This is a genomic window from Aliidongia sp. (assembly GCF_035943795.1).
Taxonomy (GTDB): Bacteria; Pseudomonadota; Alphaproteobacteria; order ATCC43930; family CGMCC-115725; genus Aliidongia.
Window position 1 is genome coordinate 1 of the sequence record NZ_DASZBY010000102.1, and the last position, 21,562, is coordinate 21,562.

General features: G+C 65.9%; 17 protein-coding genes. 13 read left to right on the forward strand and 4 right to left on the reverse strand.

Annotated elements, in window-relative coordinates; genetic code table 11:
* The 8 genes from VGV37_RS19845 to VGV37_RS19880 form a co-directional block, all read left to right on the forward strand.
* Positions 1-517: DUF4865 family protein (locus VGV37_RS19845; protein WP_326881482.1), on the forward strand; the 517-nt coding region annotated here is incomplete at its 5' end.
* Positions 518-733: 216 nt separating this feature from the next.
* Complete coding sequence (locus VGV37_RS19850) at positions 734-2,215, forward strand: hypothetical protein (RefSeq protein WP_326881483.1); 1,482 nt, start codon at positions 734-736, stop codon at positions 2,213-2,215.
* 66 nt (positions 2,216-2,281) lie between these two features.
* Positions 2,282-3,817: a hypothetical protein gene (locus tag VGV37_RS19855; protein WP_326881484.1), complete on the forward strand. Its 1,536-nt coding sequence runs from the start codon at positions 2,282-2,284 to the stop codon at positions 3,815-3,817.
* A gap of 53 nt (positions 3,818-3,870) precedes the next feature.
* Positions 3,871-5,484: a hypothetical protein gene (locus tag VGV37_RS19860; RefSeq protein ID WP_326881485.1), complete on the forward strand. Its 1,614-nt coding sequence runs from the start codon at positions 3,871-3,873 to the stop codon at positions 5,482-5,484.
* Positions 5,485-5,580: 96 nt separating this feature from the next.
* Positions 5,581-7,146: a hypothetical protein gene (locus VGV37_RS19865; RefSeq protein ID WP_326881486.1), complete on the forward strand. Its 1,566-nt coding sequence runs from the start codon at positions 5,581-5,583 to the stop codon at positions 7,144-7,146.
* Between the two features lie 123 nt (positions 7,147-7,269).
* The gene (locus tag VGV37_RS19870; RefSeq protein ID WP_326881487.1) at positions 7,270-8,394 is read left to right on the forward strand and encodes a hypothetical protein; all 1,125 of its coding nucleotides are present in this window, start codon (positions 7,270-7,272) and stop codon (positions 8,392-8,394) included.
* Positions 8,395-8,431: 37 nt separating this feature from the next.
* Entirely contained in the window at positions 8,432-9,652 is a 1,221-nt protein-coding gene (locus VGV37_RS19875) for a hypothetical protein (protein WP_326881488.1), read from the forward strand.
* Between the two features lie 19 nt (positions 9,653-9,671).
* On the forward strand, positions 9,672-10,868 hold the full coding sequence (locus VGV37_RS19880) for a hypothetical protein (RefSeq protein WP_326881489.1): 1,197 nt from the start codon (positions 9,672-9,674) through the stop codon (positions 10,866-10,868).
* Positions 10,869-10,873: 5 nt separating this feature from the next.
* On the opposite strand, the gene VGV37_RS19885 is transcribed toward VGV37_RS19880, so the two are convergent.
* Positions 10,874-12,331 carry an L-lactate permease gene (locus VGV37_RS19885; RefSeq protein ID WP_326881490.1) on the reverse strand — a complete coding sequence of 486 codons (1,458 nt, stop codon included), beginning with the start codon at positions 12,329-12,331 and terminating at the stop codon, positions 10,874-10,876.
* Between the two features lie 154 nt (positions 12,332-12,485).
* Here VGV37_RS19885 and VGV37_RS19890 point away from each other — a divergent pair, with 154 nt between their 5' ends.
* The 5 genes from VGV37_RS19890 (at position 12,486) to VGV37_RS19910 (ending at position 19,358) form a co-directional block, all read left to right on the forward strand.
* Positions 12,486-13,106 (forward strand): glutathione S-transferase family protein, encoded by a 621-nt coding sequence (locus tag VGV37_RS19890; protein WP_326881491.1) that lies wholly within the window; start codon positions 12,486-12,488, stop codon positions 13,104-13,106.
* A gap of 105 nt (positions 13,107-13,211) precedes the next feature.
* Entirely contained in the window at positions 13,212-15,374 is a 2,163-nt protein-coding gene (locus tag VGV37_RS19895) for an RNA degradosome polyphosphate kinase (RefSeq protein ID WP_414638045.1), read from the forward strand.
* Positions 15,375-15,381: 7 nt separating this feature from the next.
* Positions 15,382-16,935: a Ppx/GppA family phosphatase gene (locus tag VGV37_RS19900; RefSeq protein ID WP_326881493.1), complete on the forward strand. Its 1,554-nt coding sequence runs from the start codon at positions 15,382-15,384 to the stop codon at positions 16,933-16,935.
* A gap of 87 nt (positions 16,936-17,022) precedes the next feature.
* Positions 17,023-18,228, forward strand: a complete 1,206-nt coding sequence (locus VGV37_RS19905; RefSeq protein ID WP_326881494.1) for a YjgN family protein — start codon at positions 17,023-17,025, stop codon at positions 18,226-18,228.
* 23 nt (positions 18,229-18,251) lie between these two features.
* Positions 18,252-19,358, forward strand: a complete 1,107-nt coding sequence (locus VGV37_RS19910) for a M48 family metallopeptidase (RefSeq protein ID WP_326881495.1) — start codon at positions 18,252-18,254, stop codon at positions 19,356-19,358.
* Here the strand turns inward: VGV37_RS19910 and rnd are convergent.
* The 3 genes from rnd to VGV37_RS19925 all read right to left on the reverse strand — a co-directional run bounded on the left by rnd (position 19,355) and on the right by VGV37_RS19925 (position 21,408).
* Entirely contained in the window at positions 19,355-20,533 is a 1,179-nt protein-coding gene (rnd, locus tag VGV37_RS19915) for a ribonuclease D (RefSeq protein WP_326881524.1), read from the reverse strand. The genes VGV37_RS19910 and rnd overlap by 4 nt on opposite strands.
* Before the next feature lie 123 nt (positions 20,534-20,656).
* Positions 20,657-21,133 carry a bacterioferritin gene (gene bfr, locus VGV37_RS19920; protein ID WP_326881496.1) on the reverse strand — a complete coding sequence of 159 codons (477 nt, stop codon included), beginning with the start codon at positions 21,131-21,133 and terminating at the stop codon, positions 20,657-20,659.
* Between the two features lie 83 nt (positions 21,134-21,216).
* A complete protein-coding gene (locus tag VGV37_RS19925) occupies positions 21,217-21,408 on the reverse strand; it encodes a (2Fe-2S)-binding protein (RefSeq protein WP_326881497.1) in 192 nt (63 codons plus the stop codon).
* Between the last annotated feature and the right edge of the window lie 154 nt (positions 21,409-21,562).

The following is a 21,562-nucleotide window of genomic DNA, read 5'->3' on the forward strand; positions in this document are numbered from 1 at the left end:
CGTCGCGGCCAAGGCGCCGCTGCTCGACGATTTCCCGGGGCTGGGCCTCAAGGCCTATCTGCTGCGCGAGCGTGGGGTCGACGGCGCCGAGGTCAACCATTACGCGCCGTTCTACCTCTGGGCGTCGATCGCGGGGATGAACCGTTTCCTGTGGGGCGGCGGCGGATTCGCCAACATCGTCTCATTCATCGGCCGCCGGCCGGTGCTGCATTGGACCGGCGTCGCCTGCGAGCGCGGGCGGGCGGCGGCAACCGCCCCGACCATGGCGACGCGGGTGCTGCAGCCGATGCGCGACGGCGATCCGGCGCCGGCCGTCGAGCAGGCGCTGGACGAAATGCGGCAGCGGGCAGGGCATCCGGACGTCCATACCACGGCCCTGGCGGTCGATCCGCACAGTTGGGCGCTGGTGCATTTCACCCTCTGGCGCGAGCGCGTCGCCGCGGTGCGCGATCCCTGGTACCAGGTGCTGCATCTGTCCACGCCCCATCTGCACGAGATCGCGGGAACCGCTTTCTGAAGGGTTTCTCTTTCTGACCGGGGCGAGACGAGGATCGTTGCTATTTCAGGTTTGTAACATTAGGTTGCAGGGCGTTCACGTCCGGGACCTATCATGCATCTTCCGAAACTGGCTTCACTCTCGTTCGTCGGTCTGCTCCTGGCCGGTCCCGTCTTCGCCGACAGCGTCGTCACCGCGGTCCTGCCGACCAGCCGCTCGGCGGTCCTGGGGCAGGCCGTGACCGTGTTCGCGACGGCGATCAACAGTTCGGGCGCGGCCCTGACCAGTTGCAGCGTGGCGAGCAGCACGGACGATACCTCGGCGACGAGCATCACCTACGCATTGACTGATCCGACGACCAACGTGGTGACCAGCGGCTCGAACCCCGGTTTCAACCTGGCCGTCGGCGCGAGCCAGACCATGGTGCTGACGATCAATGGCAGCACCTCGGAACAGGCGGTCCAGGTTCGTCCGGTCGTGCAATGCTCGAATGGCGGAACCTCGGTGCTGTCGACCTCGATCGACGGGCTCAACACCGTGCTGTATTCGGCGAGCGCCCAGGCCACGCCGGACGTGATCGCGCTGGTGGCCTCGCCCAGCAACGATGGCGTGCTGCGTATCCAGGGCAACGGGGCCAACGCTTTCGCCGTCGCCGTGTCGAACGTCGGCGCCGCCGGTACGATCACCGCGAGCGTGGATACCGGCGACGCGGCACTGCCGCTCACGGCGTCGATCTGCCAGACCGGGACCAGCGGCCAGTGTGTTGGCGCTCCGGGCTCGACCGCAAGCCTGTCGCTCGCGGCCAGCGCCACGGCCACGTTCGGCGTGTTCGTGCAGGCGAACGGCCAGCTGCCGTTCGCGCCGGCCAGCGCCCGGATCTATGTGCGTTTCGCCGACTCCGGGCAGGTGGTGCGCGGCGCGACCAGCGTGGCCGTGACCAATGGCGCGACGCTGAACGCGGCCTTGCCCCAGGGCGGGATCTATCAGCTCAACTTCCCTGCGAGTTCAGTGTCGCAATCGGTGTCGATCCCGGCAAAGCGCACGATGGTCAAGGCAATGGCCGCTGACGCAGCGTCGGCCAATCCGGGCGTCCTGTTTTTGGCAGAGAACGGCGAAATGCGAGGGATCGATAGCTTCGGCAGCGTCGTGAGCGGCAACATCGCGACGGACGGAAATCTCATCCAGACGGGACAAACCTTCTATCTACCGAACCAATCGGCCGAAATTTCGCCGGAGGATTGGTCGGGCGCCATCAGCCAGCGCAACTGGCTGTCGGCCGAACTCGTTAACCCCGCGTTCTCGATCAACTCGTTGGGACCCAGATCCTTTTCCCTATCGGGCGGTTACGATGCAGCCGACTACGAGCGGACCTCCTCGCTCGCCAAAGTTGCCGGCGCTTGGAACATCAGGGACGGGGATGGAACACTCGTCGGCACCGCGAATTTCGCAGCCGATGGGACTTACTCCGGCACCCTCTCAGGCTGCTCTTTCAGTGGTCAAATCAGTCTCATCGATACGCGATACAGTCTCTATCATCTGACGATGCAGCAGGCGAGTTGCCCGGCGGCGGGCTTCAGTGCGCAAGAATTCGCGGGCTTGGCCGCACTCGGCGACGGCCAAGCAACCGATGACACGATGCTTTTCATTGGTTCGTTAGACGGCGATAATTTCGGACCCTCAATTCGCGCATCCACCTTCGTGCCGTTTTCGCGCAACTAGAGCGTGCACGCCGCTTCTTGGCAGAGATCACTTGAACGACGATATTCCGGCATCTCAGGATCTAAGATGAACCTTTCGAAACTGGCTTCGCTTTCGTTCGTCGGCCTTTTCCTGGCCGGTCCCTCGCTTGCAGATGAACTGGTGACCGCCGTCCTGCCGACCAGCCGCTCGGCGGTGCTTGGTCAGGGCGTGACCGTATTCGCGACCGTGATCAACAGCGCGGGCGCGAAATTGACCGGCTGCAGCGTGGCGAGCAGCCAGGACGACACGTCGCAGACCAGCATCGCCTACGCATTGACCGATCCGGCGACCAATGCGGTCACCAGCGGCTCGAACCCTGGGTTCGACTTGGCGAAGGGTGCCAGCCAGACCATGGTGCTGACCATCGTCGGCAATACGTCGGAGACGTTTGCTCAAGTCCAGCCGGTCGTCCAATGCTCGAAGGGCGGAACGACAGTTTCGTCCACGCCGATCGACGGACTCAATACCATCCTGTTTTCGGCGGACACCCAGGCCGGCCCGGACGTGATCGCGCTGGTCGCCACGCCCAGCGGCGATGGCGTGCTGCGCATCCAAGGCAACGGGGCGGCCGCTTTCGCCGTCGCGGTCTCCAACGTCGGCGCCGCCGCCGATACCATCTGGGCGAGAGTCGATACCGGCGGCTCGGCTTTGCCGATGACGGCGTCGATCTGCCAGACCGGGACCGATGGCCAGTGCCTTGCGGCGGCGGGCTCGACGGCGACCTTGTCGCTTGCTGAAAACGCGACAGCCACCTTTGCCGTGTTCGTGCAGGCAAACGGTCAATTGCCGTTCGCACCGGCCAACGCCCGCGTCTATGTCAGCTTCGACGACGTCCTCACGGTGCGCGGCGAGACCAGCGTAGCCGTTACCAATGGCGCGACATTGGATCCAACCTTGCCCAAAGGCGGCATCTATCAAGTCGCATTTCCTGTGGAGCTAACCGACGGATTAGAGAATGAGAATCTGGGTACTCTATTCCTAACGGAAGACGGTGAGTTTCAGGGGGTCGAGGGTCACGGCCGGGTGGTCAGCGGGACTTTGGCGACGGCGAACAGCCTCATTCAGACCGGAACGGCCACATATCATTTGCAAGGATCGAACCTCGTCGCGTCGGAGGCTTGGACGGGTGCGATCAGCCAACGCAGCTGGTTTTCGGCGGATCTCGTCAATTCCTCGACATCGGCCAACCGAGTCGGACCGGGCGCATTTTCCGTGTCCGGCACATACGAGGCCTCGACCTTTGAGCGTGCATCCTCGCTCGTTAATTTCACCGGCGCCTGGAAGACAGGGGATGGATTTGCGACACCGATTGGCAACGTGAATTTCGCCACCGACGGGTCTTTTTCCGGCACGATCTCGGGGTGTGTTGTCGCTGGCAGCACCAGCCTGATCGACACGCGTTACAATCTATATCGGATGACGATGAGCCAGGCGAGCTGCCCCGGAGCCAGTTTGGCCGTGCAAAATTTCACGGGCCTGGCAGCATTCGTCGGCAATCAGACCACCAGCGACACGTTGCTCTTCATCGGCAACGACGCGACGCAAGGCGCGGCTACCTCTGTGCGGTTCTCGCGCGACTAGGGAGCGCCTAGTCTTCCGATCACTCGTCGCCCGCAGCATTTCAGGACCTCAGCATGCATCTTTCGAAACTGGCTTCGCTCTCGCTCGTCGGCCTTTTCCTGGCCGGTCCCTCCTTCGCGGATAGTCTGGTGACCGCCGTGCTGCCGGCCAGCCGCTCGGCGGTGCTGGGTCAGGGCGTGACCGTCTTCGCGACCGTGATCAACAGCGCGGGCGCGAACTTGACCGGCTGCAGCGTGGCGAGCAGCCAGGACGACACGTCGCAGACCAGCATCGCCTATGCGCTGACCGATCCCGCGACCAATGCGGTCACGAGCGGCTTGAACCCCGGGTTCAACCTGACCAACGGTGCCAGTCAGACCATGGTGCTGACGATCAGCGGCAACAGTTCGGAGCAGGCGGTTCAGGTCCGTCCGGTCGTCCAATGCTCGGACGGCGGGACGGCGGTGCTGTCGACCTCGATCGACGGGCTCAACACCATCCTGTTTTCGGCGAGCGCCCAGGCCACCCCCGACGTGATCGCGCTGGTCGCCGCCCCTAGCGGCGACGGCGTGCTGCGCATCCAGGGCAATGGAGCCAACGCGTTCGCCGTCGCGGTCTCCAACGTCGGTGCCGCCGGAACCATCACCGCCAGCGTCGATACCGGCGACGCGACCTTGCCGATCACGGCGTCGATCTGCCAGACCGGGACCGGCGGGCAATGCCTTGGGGCTGCGGGCTCGACCGCGAGCCTTTCACTCGCTGCCAGCGCCACGGCCACCTTCGGCGTGTTCGTGCAGGCGAACGGCCAGCTGCCGTTCGCTCCGGCCAACGCCCGCATCTACGTGCGCTTCGCCGATGCCGGGCAGACGGTGCGCGGCGCGACCAGCGTGGCCGTCACCAACGGCGCGACGTTGGATGCCACCTTGCCCAAGGGAGGGATCTACGAGGTCGAATTCCCCGCATTGTCGACGAGTTCGACCTCGACATCGCAATCCTTGACCCAATCGGCTCCCGTCAAGCGCACCGCTATCCGGGCAAAGGCGATGGCCAAGGCCGCCGCTGCCGGCAATGAGGCCGCTCTGCTCGTGGCGGAAGACGGCGAGGTGCAGGGTTTCGATAGCGTCGGCAACATCGTCAGCGGCACTTTGGCGACCGGTTCCGGCCTCATCCAGACCGGCACGATCGTCTATCAGGCGATCGGCACGACCGATGCTTCGTCCGAAGCCTGGGCAGGCGCGATCGGCCAGCGCAGCTGGCTATCGGCCGAACTGGTCAACCATGCCACGCCGGTCGGCCGTTTCGGGCCGGTGTCCTTTTCCGTGTCGGGAACCTACGATGCCCCGGACTATGAGCGGACGTCGTCGCTTGCCCTGGTCAGCGGGGCCTGGAAGCTTCGCGATGGTGACGGGACCCTCGTCGGCAGTGCGACCTTCAAGACCAACGGAACCTATTCCGGCAGTCTCGAGGGCTGCTCGTTCAGCGGCAGCGTCAGCCTGATCGACACGCGATACAGCCTCTATCATCTGGTCCTGAACCAGGCGAGTTGCCCGGCCGGGGGCCTGATCGCGCAGAGCTTCGCAGGTCTGGCGGTCCTCGGCGACGATCAGGCGACCGACGATTCCTTGATCTTCATCGGTAACGATGCCACCCGGGGCGGCGCCACATTCATGCCGTTCTCGCGCAATTAGCAAGCATTGCTGGACGCGACTTTTCTCCGCCCGAGGTCGGTTTCTCAGAGCGACTGCCCATCGGCCGCAGTACCATTAGAGTTCCAGGACATTATGATGCGTATTTTTGGATTGGCCCTGGTCGGGGCGATACTGGCCGCGACGGCTCACCCGGCGGCTGCCGACGGACTGGTCGCTGCGATATTGCCGACAAGCCGTTCGGCCGTCACCGATCCGGGTTTGACGGGCACGCATGCGGTCACGGTATTCGCCACGGTCATCAATACCTCCGGGAAGGACCTGACCCAATGCAGTATCGATACGAGTAAATTCGTATCCGGCCTTCAGGCCGTAAACTATGCCTACACCCTGACGGATCCGGCGACCAACCTGCCGAAAGGCAACACGGGCGATCGATTCTCGCTGAGGGCCGGGGCCAGCCAGACGATGGTCATCGCGATCAATACCAGCACGGTGATCGCGCCGGTCTCGATTCGCCCTCGTTTCGTGTGCAGCGACCCGTCGACGGCGACGGTCTACGACGCATTGCCGATCGACGGGCTCGATACGATCGTCTATTCGGCCAGCGTCCAGCAGACGCCCGACGTGGTCGCACTGTCGGCGACGACGAGCGGGGACGGCATCGTCCGCATCCAAGGCAATGGCTCAGGCGCCTTCGCGGTGGCGGTCTCCAACGTCGGCAGCGCAGATACCATAACCGCGACCGTCGACAGCGGCCTGCTGCCCTTGCCGCTTCACGCCACGCTCTGCCAGACGAATGCCGGTGGCCAATGCCTGCAGGCGCCCGGCACCGGCGTATCTTTCTCGCTCGCCGCCAATGCGACCGCAAGTTTCGCGGTGTTCGTCCAGGCCACGGGCGAGCTTCCGTTCAGGCCCGACACCGTCAGGGTTTTCGTGCGCTTCGCCGACAGCACGCAGGCGCCGCGCGGCGGCACGAGCGTTGCGGTGACGAATACGCCGACGCGGAATGCGGCATCGCCGGTCGGCGGCATCTTCTCGACGGAGACGCCGTTTTTCGACCCCGTTACCGGGGTCTACAGGGCGAGCGACGGCATCCTGCTGGTGGCGGAAACCGGCGCCTTCCAGGGCTTGAACGATCTGGGCAACACGACGGCCGGCGTGATGAGGATCGGGTCCGATCTTTCGCTGAGCGGTTCCGGCATGGACGATTTCGCAACGACGCAAGGCGACATCAACGCCGGCGGCTACTCGTTCACCTGGCAAGGTGCGCTGAGCCAGGGCGGATCGTTCTACGCGCAGAAGAAGATGGTCAATGGCGGCTCCACGACAGACAGCATGCAATTGTTCGCGGGCTATCAAGCGACCGCCTATCAGCGCACGTCATCGTTCGATCAGATCGTGGGGGCGTGGAATTTCCGGGATGCCGGGGCGCTGATCGGCAACATCAGCGTGAACGAGGACGGGAGTTATACCGGAATCGTGGCGGGCTGCCAAATCACCGGGCAGATCAGCCTGATCGACCAGCGATACGACATGTACCAGATGCAGATGACACTTCCGACCTGCACCGTCGGGGGCATTCAAACTCTGTCCGGCCTCGCCGCGGTGATCGACGATCGATCGCCCAGCGACACGTTGCTGTTCATCGGCAGCAACACGGCTGCGCTGTTCGGGACATTCGAGGGATTTACACGCTATTGAGCCCGGAGAGCGGTTTCTACTTTTTGTAACAATTCGCTGGCTTGCACGACCGGAAATTTTAGGAGAACAATAAGGGCAACTTTTCGGCAATTCGCTTCCCCCTTCGGCCGCGGGAGTGCCCCGATGCGACGTTTCCTGCCTGTTCTGGCGTTGTTCCTGGCGGGCTGGCCGAGAGCCGAGGCCGCCACCCTCAACGAGGATATTGTGGTCACCGGGCAGCGGCCGGTCGTGCCGGGTGCGAATGTCTGGTTCGAAGGCGGCTTCAGCGAATTCCCGGCGCTCGGCCCGCAATTCGCCAAGGGGCTGGTCATCTGGAACCATCCCACTGCGGCCAACGGCCAGGGCGCCGGCGTCTCGACCGCGAAGGCGATCAGCGGCATGGCGGCGCTCGGTTGGGACATCATCCGGCTCCAGCGCAATCCGCGCCTGGCGCCCGCCTGGGAAAACCGGCTGTCCGAGGTCCGCGAGACTTTGACCCAGGAGGTGGCCCAGGCACGGACCCTTGGCTACCAGCGTATCATCCTGGCAGGGCAGGGCTTCGGCGGCGGGCTGGCGCTCGAAGCGGCGAAGACGATCGACAATATCTATGCGGTCATCGCCTTCGCGCCCAACACCGGCGACGGTCTGGCCTCGATCGATCGCACCTGGAGCCAGCTGCGCGAAGCCCATGCGGCGCGGCTCGTCATCCTGTTTCCGGCCGGTGACGAGCAGGTGACGCAGCCGAGGGGCGCCACGGCGCACGACCTGTTGGCCGCGCGCCAGGGACTGTCGTACCTGCTGGTCGACGAGACGAGCGACGTGCATGGGAATACAGGGGCCGAAACCACCGCGTTCGGTCGCTACGCCACGTGCATGGATTATTTCCTGGCGCCCGATGCGGCACCGCACGCTGGCGAGTTCCACTGCGGGGTCGACGAGGTGCCGGCAGCGCTTGCCCGGATGGCGGCCAAACCTCACGGCGGCGAAGCCTGGTTCGGCTACAGCAACCGCGGCCTCGAAACCTATCTCGAACTGCCGGTCGGCGGCGGTCCGGTGCTCTACGGCCAGGGCTATGGCGCCGATGGTCGGGGCAAGCCCGCGGTCAGGAGCTACGAGGCTAGGCCGATGGGCGCGGGCTTCACCTTCGATCTCAACAAGGATCTGACCGTGCGCGGGCTGAAGCAGGAGAACGAACTGCGGCTGACCGTCGACTTGCCCGACGGAACGCGCTCATCCGTGCTGCTGCATCGCCTCTCGGGCAACAGCTGAACTGCGGGAAACCGGCGTCGTCGCGGGAGGTCTGGAAATGCGCTCTTCGTGGTCATGGCTGCTCGCAATGGCGCTGACGGTCTTGGCCGGGTCGGCAGGGGCGCAGACGAACGCGACCCCAACTTCTTCCCGACCCGCGCCGGCGGCCGAAGAAATTACGGTCATCGGCAAGCGCCCGGTGGTGACACCGCAGACGAGCTATTGGGTCGAGGACGCATTCGCGACCTATCCGCTGCTGGGGCCGAACTTCGCCCAGGGACTGATCATCTGGAACCATCCCTTTCCCTGGAACCATGCGGGGCCGGCGGTGCCGCCGATCCGGGCGATGGAGGGGCTGGCGGCGCTCGGTTGGGACATCATCCGGATGCAGCGCAATTCGCGCATCGAATCGGCCTGGGAGTCGGAGACCGTCCGCGTCCATGAACAGTTGGTCGGCCAGATCGAGTCCGCGAAGGCCCAGGGCTACAAGCGCATCGTTCTCGCCGGCCAGGAAGTGGGCGGTGGCATCTCGCTCGAAGCGGGCAAGACGATCGATGGGCTCTATGCGATCATCGCCTTCGCACCCAATACAGGGATCAAGTGGGCCGGGTGGCCCCGCCAAATGATCAATTCGCCGACCGACAGTTGGGGGCAGGTGATCCTGACCCGCACGTGGGATCAACTGGAACATACCCATGCCGGGCGACTGATGGTGCTGTTCCCGGACGCCGACGAGCAGGTGCCGCATCTGCGCGGTCCTACCGCGCGCGACATCCTGACCAAACGCGGCGATCAGCCGTTCCTGCTGGTCGATGAGACGAGCCAGGTGCGTGGCACCGCTGGCGCCGACACGGCGGACTTCGACTCCTATGCCAGTTGCATGGACCTGTTCCTGTCGACGGACCTGACGCCGCGCCCTGGTGAATTCCATTGCGGTGCCGACGAGGTACCGCTCGCGCTCGCCCAGATGGGCATCAAGCCGCATGGCGGGGAAAGCTGGTTCGGCTACAGCACGCGCGGCCAGACGATCTATCTGGAGCTGCCGCCCGGCGGACATGGACCCGTCACCTATGGCTGGGGCGCCGGTGCCAACGGCAAGGCCAAACCCGGCTTCAAGAGCCTCGATGCCAAATTCACCGCCGACGCCTTCACCGCCGACCTCGCGCCGGACCAGGCCATCCGCGGCATCCGTCAGGGCGCGCTGCTGCGCCTGACGGTCGATCTGGAGGACGGCACACGCGCCGCGGTCGTCCTGCACCGGCTGCCGGGCAACAGCTGATCCGCCGTACGAGGCCCCAATGCGCCTGTCCCGGTCATGGTTTTTCTTCTCGGTGGCGGCCGTCGTTGCATCGTCGACCGAGGCGGCCCAGCCCGCGCAGAAATCATCGGTGACCGAAGAGATCACCGTGACCGGCAAGCGGCCAATCACCCCGGAGACGAGCTATTGGGTCGAGGACGCCTTCGAGGACTACCCATTGCTGGGACCGAATTTCGCCCGGGGCCTGGTCATCTGGAACCATCCCGATCCCTGGAATCACGTCGGCCCCAGCGTTCCGCCGATCCGGGCCATGGAGGGCATGGCGGCGCTCGGCTGGGACATCGTGCGCCTGCAACGCAATAGCCGGCTCGGCCAGGGTTGGGAGGACAAGGTCGAGGCTGTCGACGAGTCGCTCGGCGCGCAGGTCAATGCGGCCCGGGCCGAAGGCTACCGGCATGTCGTCCTGGCCGGGCAAGAGGTTTGCGGCGCCTTCGCCCTCGAAGCGGGCAAGGTGATCGACGGTCTCTATGCCATCGTCGCCTTCGCGCCCAATACCGGCGTCAAATGGGGCGCGCGATACAGCTCGCCTTATGTGCCGAACGACCTCAACAACCCGATCATCCTGGCCCATACCTGGGACCAGCTGACCAACACGAAGGCCGAACGGCTCCTCGTGCTGTTCCCGGCCGCCGACGAGCAGGTGACGCAAGCACGCGGACCGATGGCCCGTGAAATCCTCGCCAAACGCAACCTGCCATTCCTGCTGCTCGACGAGACCAGCCAGCTGCGCGGCAACGTCGTCGCCGACACGCCGGACTTCGATGCCTACGCCAGCTGCATGGACCTGTTCCTGTCGCCGGACCTGACGCCGCATCCGGGCGAATTCCATTGCGGTGCCGACGAGGTACCGCTCGCGCTCGCCCAGATGGGCATCAAGCCGCATGGCGGGGAAAGCTGGTTCGGCTATAGCACGCGCGGCCAGACGATCTATCTGGAACTGCCGGCCGGCGGACGCGGGCCCGTCACCTATGGCTGGGGCGTCGGTGCCAACGGCAAGGCCAAGGCCGGGTTCAGGAGCCTCAATGCAAAATTCACCGGCGAGGGCTTCACCGCCGATCTGGCGCCGGATCAGGCGCTCCGCGGCGTGCGCCACGGCGCATTGTTCCGGCTGACCATCGACCTGGAAGACGGGACGCGCGCCGCCGTCGCCCTGCACCGGTTGCCGGGCGACAGCTGAGATGCCTATCGGACCGGCGAGCCCGGCAGGGTCAGCAGCGCCGCTTCGGCCAGCAGGACGACCAGCAGCATGACGGCCACCGGCCAGGCGCGGCGGTAGATCGCGGCATCCGCGCCGGTACCGCCGATCAGGGCCGCCGCCATGGCGACGCGCACCGGCGAGAGCATGCTGAAATTGCTGCCGGCGACGTTCTGCAGCGCGGCGCTCCAGCCGGCAAGGCCATCGCCCAGCGCCGCTTGTACGGCCATCATCATGCCGTTCGAGGCCGAGTTGCTGCCGGTCAGGAAGCCGCCGACCGCGCCGAACAATGGTCCGGTCAGCGGGGCAACAGGGCCGAGGCCGGCGCGCAGGCCTTCGCCGACCAGGCGGGCGGCCCCGGCGGCGGCCAGGACTTGTGCCATGGCGACGAACGCGATGGTCACCAGTGCCGCGCGCCAGCCGCCGGTCCAGGTCTCCCTCAACCGGGCCGGCAACTCGCCCAGGCGCCCGGTCGCAATCATCACGCCCAAGCCGACCAGCAGCAGCCAGAAGCTCGGGTTATAGAATACCGGAAAGCTCGGCTGATCGGCGAAGGGGGCCAGGACGAACGTGGTACGCAGCGCGCCGGTCAGCGGCGGGATGCTGCGCGTCGCGATCAACAGGGCCGCGAGGATGGCGAAGGGCAGGGCACTTGCAGTGGCGCGCCGCAGCATGGCCCAGTCGGGCCGGCGGCTCAGGAAGAAATGCAGCACGAGCAGCGCGCCCGGGGCCACGACGCCGCCCAACTCGGTTGCGACATAGCGGTTGGCGAGCCAGATCGCGCCGGCCAGCAGCGCCGTCCACAGCGCATCCTCGATCTTCTGCACCAAGGGCACCGGCCCCGTCAGCCGGCCGACGAAGACCCAGTAGAGCACCAGATAGCCCGCGAGCAGCGGCATGGTCAGGATGGCGCTGGCCAACCCGAGCGTGGTTTCCGCCTCGCCGGCCAGATGGGCGCCGATGATCGTGCCGACGGCGAGGCCGCCCCACGGCACCAGCATCTGGGAATAGAGCGCCAGCACGGCGGCACCCGGCCCCTTCAGCCCCATGCGCATCAGCGCCGCCATCGCGACGATCGCGCCGACGCCGAAGCCGGTCGCCGATTCGGCGAACGGACCCAGCAGGAAGCACACGGCCCACAGCCGGCCGCGCGACAAGGCCTCGGCAGGGCCGTCGGCCTGGAACAGATGGGCCTCGTGCCGGCGCAATACGCGATAGAAGAACAGGCCGGCCAGGATCACCGCGACGGCCTGCCAGGCGAGCCAGGCGCCTTCGGCGCTTTCGAGGACCGCCCAGGCGGGGAAGTCGACCGAGGGGGCGCACAGCACCCATGCCGCCGCAAGGGCGGCGACCCAGCCGATCAGGCCCGCGACCAGGGTCGAGACGCGGCGGCTGGCGATCAGCAGGATGACGAGGAGCAACGGAGCGAGTGCGACCGAGAGCATTGAGATGCCGCTTTCTTGAATGGGGTCGGGGTTCCTCGTTCGCCGCAATCATGCGATGGAGGAGGTGGCAGGATGGTTCGCGCGACGGTCCGCCACAACCGAGGATGCTTCGTCATCCGTCGAAGGATCACAAATGCCGGGAGTGCAGAGGGCCATGCTGACGATCTGGGGCCGGGCGACGTCGTCCAACGTGCAGAAGGTCCTATGGACGTGCGAGGAACTGTCCCTGGCGTTCGAGCGGATGGAGGCCGGGCGCGAGCATGGCCAGGTCGACCAGGATTGGTATGCCGCCATGAATCCCAATCGGCTGGTGCCGACCCTGCGCGACGGCGAATTGATCCTGTGGGAATCCAACACGATCATGCGGTACCTGGCGAACCGCTACGGCGGCGCGGCGCTCTATCCGGTGGAGCCGGGCCCGCGCGCCCTGGTCGAGCGCTGGATGGATTGGCAGCTCTCGATCTTGGCACCCGCCATCGCGCCGGTATTCTGGGGCCTGATCCGCCCACCGGCGGGCGGCGTCGATCCGGCTCAACTGGCCGGACATGTCGACAGGCTGGCCCGGACCTGGGCCCTGGTGGACCGGGAGTTGGCGCAGCATCCCTATGTCGCCGGCGATCGGCTGAGCCTGGCCGACATCGCCATGGGCAATTCCGTCCGGCGCTGGTACGCCTTTTCGTTCGAACGGCCGGATCTGCCGAACCTCGCGGCCTGGTACGCGCGGCTCGGCGAACGCCCGGGGTTCCGCAAGCATCTGATGGGACCAGTCGTCTGAAGCCTTTGTTGCAAGATCTCGGTCACTGTCATGACACCGACTCTTGCGTGAGGTAGGGTCGACTCCGAGCATTCCCGCGCCCGACGCGGCGATGGGCCTTGAGCGATGGAGACCGACCCCGTGACCACCCGAACCGCAACCGCCCGCCCGCCCAAGATCGCCGCGACCTCCGAGCAGCGCTTCATCAATCGGGAGCTGTCCTGGCTGGCGTTCAACGAACGGGTGCTCGAAGAGGCGGACAACAAGTGCCACCCTCTGTTCGAGCGGCTGCGCTTCCTGTCGATCTCGGCCAACAACCTCGATGAATTCTACATGGTGCGCGTCGCCGGCCTGCGCGGACAGGTCAATGCCGGGATCGAGACGCCGAGCCAGGATGGCCTGCTGCCGGCCCAGCAGCTGGAGGCGGTGCACAAGCGCGTCAACGTGCTGATGCAGTCGCAACAGACCTGCTACACGCGGCTGCGCCAGGAATTGCGCGAGGCTGGCATCGCGGTCGTGGGATCCGACGAGATCACCGAGACGGAGCGCACCTGGCTGCACGAGCGCTTCATGGCCGACGTGTTCCCGCTCTTGACGCCGCTCGCGGTCGATCCGGCCCATCCGTTCCCGTTCATTCCGAACCTGGGCTTCGGCCTGGCGCTGATCCTGCAGCGCCAGGCGGACAAGAAGCGCATGCAGGCCCTGCTGCTGATCCCGTCGTCGGTGCCGCGCTTCCTGCGGCTGCCGGGCGAGGGCGTGCGGATGTTCCCGATCGAGGCGACGGTCGGCCTGTTCCTCGACCGCCTGTTCCCGGGCTTCATCGTCAACGGCCAGGGCGCGTTCCGCATCCTGCGCGACAGCGACATCGAGGTCGAGGAAGAGGCCGAGGATCTGGTCCGACTGTTCGAGACCGCGCTGAAGCGCCGCCGCCGCGGCCATGTCATCCATCTGGGCGTCGAGGCGGCGATGCCGCTCGATCTGGCGCAATTCCTGATGGAGCGGATCGACGCCAAACCCGACGACCTGTTCCGGATGGAGGGCATCCTGGGCCTGGTCGACCTGAAGCAGTTGATCATCGACGAGCGGCCGGACCTGAAGTTCGCGCCCTACAATGCGCGCTTCCCGGAACGGATCCGCGATTTCGGCGGAGACTGCTTCGCGGCGATCCGGGCCAAGGACATCATCGTCCACCATCCCTACGAGAGCTTCGACGTGGTGGTGCAGTTCGTGCGCCAGGCCGCACGCGATCCGGCCGTGGTCGCGATCAAGCAGACGCTCTACCGCACGAGCGACGACAGCCCGATCGTCCGCGCGCTGATCGAGGCGGCCGAGGCCGGCAAGTCCGTGACGGCGCTGGTCGAGCTGAAGGCGCGCTTCGACGAGGAGGCGAACATCCGCTGGGCGCGCGACATGGAGCGGGTCGGCGTGCAGGTCGTCTATGGCTTCGTCGAACTGAAGACCCATGCCAAGGTCTCCATGGTCGTGCGGCGCGAGGGCGGGGGTCTGCGCACCTACTGCCATTTCGGCACCGGCAACTACCATCCCTATACCGCCAAGGTTTACACCGACCTGTCGTTCTTCACCTGCGACCCGGCGCTGGCACGGGATGCCGGGCGCCTGTTCAACTACATCACCGGATATGCGACGCCGGAGAAGCTGGAGAAGGTCGCGATCGCGCCGATCAACCTGCGCCAACGGCTGCTGGGCTCGATCGAGGCCGAGATCGCGCATGCCAAGGCCGGTCGGCCCGGCATGATCTGGTTGAAGGCGAACCAGCTGGTCGATTCGACGACGATCGACGCGCTCTATCGCGCGTCGGCGGCCGGCGTCCAGGTCGACCTGGTGGTGCGTGGGATCTGCTGCCTCCGGCCTGGCGTGCCAGGTTTGAGCGAGAACATCCGGGTGAAGAGCCTGATCGGCCGCTTCCTCGAGCACAGCCGGATCTATGCCTTCGGCAACGGCGAGAAGCTGCCGTCGCCCAAGGCGCTGGTCTTCATCAGTTCGGCCGACTGCATGCAGCGCAATTTCGATCGGCGCGTCGAGACCCTGGTGCCGATCGACAACCCGACGGTGCATCAGCAGGTGCTGAACGAGATCATGCTGGAAAACCTGAAGGATCAGGCACAAAGCTGGACCTTGGGCGCCGATGGCGTCTATACCCGCATCGCCGCGAAGGCGGATGGCGTGAATGCACAGAACTATTTCATGACCAATCCCAGCCTGTCGGGCCGCGGTTCGGCCTTGCGAAAGCCGGCCGGCGCGCCACGTTTGGTGCTCGACAACGTATGAGTTCGGTATGGAAGTCTTGACGCACCCCTTCTCCGCCGTCGCACTTTTGGATGAGCGCCGGCGCACGATGGTCGGCGTCATCGACATCGGCTCGAATTCGTTGCGCCTGGTCATCTATGACCGGATCAGCCGATCGCCGATGGTGCTGTTCAACGAAAAGGTCATGTGCGCGCTGGGGCGCGGGCTCAACAGTTCGGGCCGTCTCAATCCTGACGGCGTCGTGCTCGCCCGCGACAATATCGAACGGTTCGTGGCGCTCGCCCGCGGGCTGGGCGTGGCGCGCCTCGACATCCTGGCGACCGCCGCGGTGCGGGACGCCAGCGACGGTGCCGAATTCGTCGCCGAGATCGAACGGCGGAACACGGTCGAGGTCCAGGTCATCGACGGCGTCGAGGAAGGCCGCCTGTCGGCGGCCGGCGTGCGTGCCGGCATTCCCGATGCCGACGGCATCACCGGCGATCTCGGCGGCGGCTCGGTCGAACTGGCCATGACCGGCGCCGTCGTCTCGCCGCTGGTCTCGAGCCTGCCGATCGGCGCGCTGCGCCTGACCGAGGCCGGCGGGGACGATGCCCGGGCGCGCCAGATCGTCGACCAGGCGGTCGGCGGCATCGACTGGCTTGCCCAGGGGCGCGGGCGCCATTTCTATGCCGTCGGTGGAACCTGGCGCGCGCTGGCCCGCATCCATATGGAGCAGACCGGCTACCCGCTGCACATCATCCAGAATTACTGGGTCGGCCGGCAGGAGATCGAGAATTTCACCGACCTGGTCAGCCGCCAGTCGCGACGGTCGCTGGAAAAGGTCGCCGGCATTTCGCGCAAGCGCCTGGAGACGGTGCCGCTTGCCGCCTACGTGCTGCACCGCCTGGTCAAGACGATCCAGCCGGACCGGGTCGTGTTCAGCGCTTACGGGCTGCGCGAGGGTCATCTGTTCGAGCAATTGCCCCCGACCGAGCAACGGCTGGATCCGCTGCTGGCCGCGGCCGAGGCGATCGCGAGAACTAACCCGCGTTTCGCCACCGGCGGCGACGAGCTGGTGCGTTGGACCGATCCGCTGTTTGCGGAGGAGACGGCTATGCAGAAGCGGCTGCGCCGTGCCGCCGCATTGCTGTCGGACATCGGCTGGAGCGAGCATCCGGACTACCGCGACGAGCAGACCTTCATGCGCTGCCTGCGCATGCCGGTGGCCGGCCTCGACCACCAGGGCCGCGCCTTCCTGGCGGTAGCGCTGCATGCCCGCTACGGCGGCAATCCCGACGCGCAGATCCTGAACCGGATCCGCGGCCTGATCGACGAGCAGACCCTGGCCCGCGCCCGCTCGGTCGGTCTGGGGCTGCGGCTCGCCTACACGCTGTCGGGCGGGGCACCCGGGCTGGTCGGCAGCGCTACGCTGGAGGTCGACGACACGACCCTGGCCCTGACCGTGCCGGAACATACCGCGATCTATACCGGCGAGGCCGTGCAGCGCCGCCTCGATGCGCTCGGCCGCGCCGTCGGCAAGCGCACCCTGGTCCGGACGGAGGATGCGGCGGCACCGCCGCCGAAGAAGCGCGCGCGCGGGTAACCGCAAAGATCGACGTGGACGCACGTATGGCGGGAATGCTATCGAGGTTTCGCGCCGGATGCCGGCGTGGAGCCGGAGCACCTTGCCATGACGCTTGCCGCCGATACGCCTCTCGCCGTTCCCCTGTCCGAGCCTGCCCCGCCGTCCGGTCCCGTCCGTTTCATGGACCGGGGCGGCCTGTTCGGACTGCTGGTCAAGAACGCGGTCCTGACGCTCGTCACTTTCGGCATCTATCGCTTCTGGGCGCGGGCGGCCCTGCGGCGCTACTGGTGGGGCTCGATCGTCGTCGCCGGCGATCCGCTGGAGTATACCGGGACCGGCCTTGAGCTGTTCATCGGTTTCCTGATGTTCCTCGGCATCATGCTGCCGTTCGGGCTGGTCTATGGATTGACCGCGCTGCTGCAGCACGCCAACCCGATCATCGGTGGACTGTTGCGGTTGGTCGAAGGGCTGGGCTTCTTCGTGCTGATCCAGTTCGTCACGTTCCGGGCCCGCCGTTATCGCCTGTCGCGCACGCTGTGGCGCGGTGTGCGGGCGAGCCAGGGCGGATCGAGTTGGGCCTATCTGCGCCTCGTGATCGGCTGGACGCTGCTTTCGGCGATCACTCTGGGGATTGCGTATCCTTGGGCCCGGATCGCCACGACGCGCTATCTGATGGACCGCACGGCACTCGGCGATCTCGAAGCGCGCTTCGAGGGGCGGGGGAGCGATCTCATCCTCGCCTGGATCGTGCCTTACGTCATTTTCGCTGGGTCGATCGTTTTGCTGATTACCCTGAAAATCGATACCACCAAAGAGGCCAAGCCATCTCCCGGCATCTTTCTTGTCGGCCTCGGCTATCTGACGTGGCTGTTCGGCTTGCTTGTCTACTTCCTGATCGAGCTGCGATACACCATCCGGAAGACGCGTTTCGGCGAGGTGCAAATTGGTTCGTTACTGTCTGTGGGCGGCCTGATCGCCCGGATCGTCGGCTTCGGCATCGCCGCATGGCTCGTTCTGGTCGTTGCGATGGTGGCGATCATCGGATTGTTCATGGGATTGGGTGGCGTGCACGCAGGCGCTGGAGCCAGCCAAACGCTGAGCATCATCGCATCGGTGGTCGCCTTCGTCATTGCCTTCGGTCTCTTCAACATCCTGCGGATCTTCTGGATCGACCGGGCGATCGTCCGGCAGATCTGCGACACCATGAGCATGACCAACGTCGATCGTCTGGATCGGATCGGTCAGTCGACGGCGCCGATGCCGAGTGCGGGCGAGGGCATGGCGGATGCATTCGACATCGGCGCTTTCTGACCCGACGGTAGAGGAGCGCCACCGTGCGCGGACGATTGAACGATGGGCGGACCACCGCGGTCCATGACGTCCATCTCACCGTCGATCCGGACGCAGGGCAGCTGCGGTTCGAACCGGCGGCCGATGGAGCGGTAAGGCTGGAGCCTTGGCCTCTGGCCGACGTCCGAGTCGTCGAACGGAACGGGCAGGGCGCCCGCCTGACCGTCGGGGGATGGGAAGGCGCGCGGCTGCAGGTCGGGGTGGAAGCGCGGGATTTCCTGGCGCTCCATTGCCCCAACCTGCACCGCCGACCACGGGCGCGCTGGTCCGGCGGGCGGGTGGCACTCTGGTGCCTGTTGGCCGTCGTCGGTTTGACCGGAACATTGTTCGTCCTGCTGCCGCGGGTCGCGCACCAGGCGGCCCTGGTGCTGCCTGCGTCGCTGGAGCGGCAACTCGGAGCCAGCAGTGAGCGTGGCATGGTCTCGATGCTGACGCTCGGCGGCACGCCGATCCGGCGCTGCGTGGCGCCAACGGGGCAGGCAGCGCTCGATCGACTGGGCGCGCGCCTCGCAACGGCCGGCGGCCTGGCGGAGGCGCCGCGCATCGCGGTCCTGGATAGTTCGATCGTCAACGCCTTCGCGCTGCCCGGGCACCGCGTCCTGCTGTTCTCCGGCCTACTCGACCGGGCCGAAGGACCTTCGGCGATCGCCGGCATCCTGGGGCATGAAATGGGCCATGTCGCCCATCATGATCCGACCGAGGCGCTCGTGCGCAATGCCGGCCTGGGCCTGCTGGTCGGCGTCGCGACCGGCGACCTGTTCGGGGGCTCGACGGCGGGCATCGCGACCTTGCTGCTGACCCGCAATGCCTACTCGCGCGAGGCCGAACGGGCGGCAGATGGCTTCGCCCTCACCACACTGGCGGCAGCCGGCATCGAAAGCCTGCCGCTCGCGCGCTTCTATCGGCGGATCGGGCGCGAGGCAGCGGCGTCAGGGGCGCTCGTGCCCTCGCTGCTCAGCACGCACCCGGATCCCGGCGACCGCCAAGCCCGGGTCGAGCGAGAGGGTCACGACGGCGCCCCGGCGATGGACGATAAGGATTGGCAGGCGCTGCTGCGGATCTGCGACAAACAGGCGCCGGACGAACCTTAATCGGCGGCGGGCGAGGATTCCAGCGCATCAAGGTCGACGACCTTGATGCGCTTGCCCTGGGCGGTCAGCGCCAGCTTGCCGTGCTTCAAAGCCAGCGCGTCACGGCCGAACAGCTCGAACCGCCATCCGCTGAGCGACGGCACGTCGGCACGGTCATCGGCCGCGATCATTTCCAGTTCGGCGCCGTTGGCCACCAGCTTCTGAGCGACGTCGTGATCCTCGCAGCGCAGTTTCAGCAGCACGCGCAGCAGGTCGACGAGCGGACCCAGGCCCGGCGGCAGGTCGGTGCGGGTCGGCAGTTCCGGCGTCAGGTTCTCCGGCGAGGCGAGACCGCGCTCGACGCAGGCGATCATGTCGGTACCGAGCTTGCCCTCAGCGACCGAGCGGCCGAGGCCGCGGATCCGCGCCAGATCGTCGATCGTTGTGGGCGCGTGGGCCGCGATTTCCAGCAACGATTCATCGCGCAGGATGCGGCCGCGCGGAATGTCGCGGCTCTGGGCCGCCAACTCGCGCCAGGCGGCCAGTTCCTTCAGGATCGCCAGGAATTTCTTGTTGCCGCCGCGCGTCTTCAGCCGCTTCCAGGCATCGGCCGGATCGACCCGATAGGTCGCGGGATCGGTCAGGATCGCCATCTCGTCGGCCAGCCATTCCATCCGGCCGGACTTCTCGATCTTGGCCTTCAGCTTCTCGTAGACCGTGCGCAGATAGGTGACGTCGGCCAGTGCATAGACCAGCTGGCGCTCGGTCAACGGCCGATGGGCCCAGTCGGTGAAACGCGAGGATTTGTCGATCTTGGCGCCGGCGAGCTTGGTTGCCAAGGTCTCGTAGCTGACCGCGTCGCCATAGCCGCAGACCATGCCGGCGACCTGGCTGTCGAATAGCGGCGTCGGCACGATTCCGGTCAAGTTGACGAAGATCTCGATGTCCTGGCGGGCGGCATGGAAGACCTTCAACACCTGTTCGTTTGCGAGCAGGTCGAGCAGCGGCTTCAGGTCCAGGCCCGGCGCCAGCGCGTCGATCGCGGCCTCCTCGTCAGGGCCGGCGACCTGGACCAGGCACAATTGCGGCCAGTAGGTCTTGTCGCGCAGGAATTCGGTGTCGACCGTGATGAAGTCGGCGGTGGCTTGCCGAGCGCAAAACGCTTCCAGCTCGCCCGGCGTGGTGATCAGGTTCATGGGATTGCTATACACGGGACGGCGGCCGGCGGGAAGCCGGACGGGGGATCGTACCGGAGATCGTGTTCAAGCCCGGTCGAAAATCCGCTTCCGTCAGCCCCGCCTCGTCAAAAGGCCGGAGTGCTATTGCGCGCTTTCGCTCTGCAGCTGGGCATAGTTCTGGATGCCCATCTGGGCGATCATGCTCTGCTGTTCTTCGATGAAGTCGACGTGCTCTTCCTCTTCCTCGAGGATGTCGCTCAGCAGATCGCGCGTGACGAAATCGCGGACGCTCTCGCAATAGACGATGGCTTCCTTGAGCATGGGGATCGCGCGCTCCTCGACCTTGAGGTCGCAAGCCAGGATTTCTTCGATAGTCTCGCCGATCAGCAGCTTGTCGAGATCCTGCAGGTTGGGCAGGCCGTCCAGGAACAGGATGCGCTCGATCAGCCGATCGGCATGCTTCATCTCGTCGATGGATTCCTTGTATTCATACTTGCCGAGCTTCGCGATGCCCCAATTCTGCAACATACGGGCGTGCAGGAAATACTGGTTGATCGCGGTCAACTCGTTGCGCAGGATCGCGTTCAGATGTTGCAGGACGGTGGGATCGCCGCGCATGGCCGCTCCTTTCCAGGGATGGTTCGCTGGTCGGCAGGCTAGAGCTGCCCGAAGCGGGCGTCAATGACGGGGGGTTGCAGCGCTCAGGCCGGGATCGCGGCCTGAGCGATCGCGTTGGCGGCCTCGTTCAGGATCTCACGGACCGTGGGCACGCACTTGCCGCATTTCGGCTTTACGCCGAGCGCGCAATAGACCGCTGCCGTGGAGCTGCCGGCGGCCGAGCAGACGGCGCGGACTTGGCGGTCGGTGAAGGCATTGCACAGGCAGACATACATGAGCGGTGAGGCCTCGAGGCTTGGCGTCAGCGAACGTCGGCGTCTCTTGTAATCGATAATGATAATGCGTCGCAATGCCGAATTTGCGGATCAGATGGTCTGACCGTAGCGGATCGCGGTTAACCAGGCGTTTGTCGTCGGTCGAATTCATCGA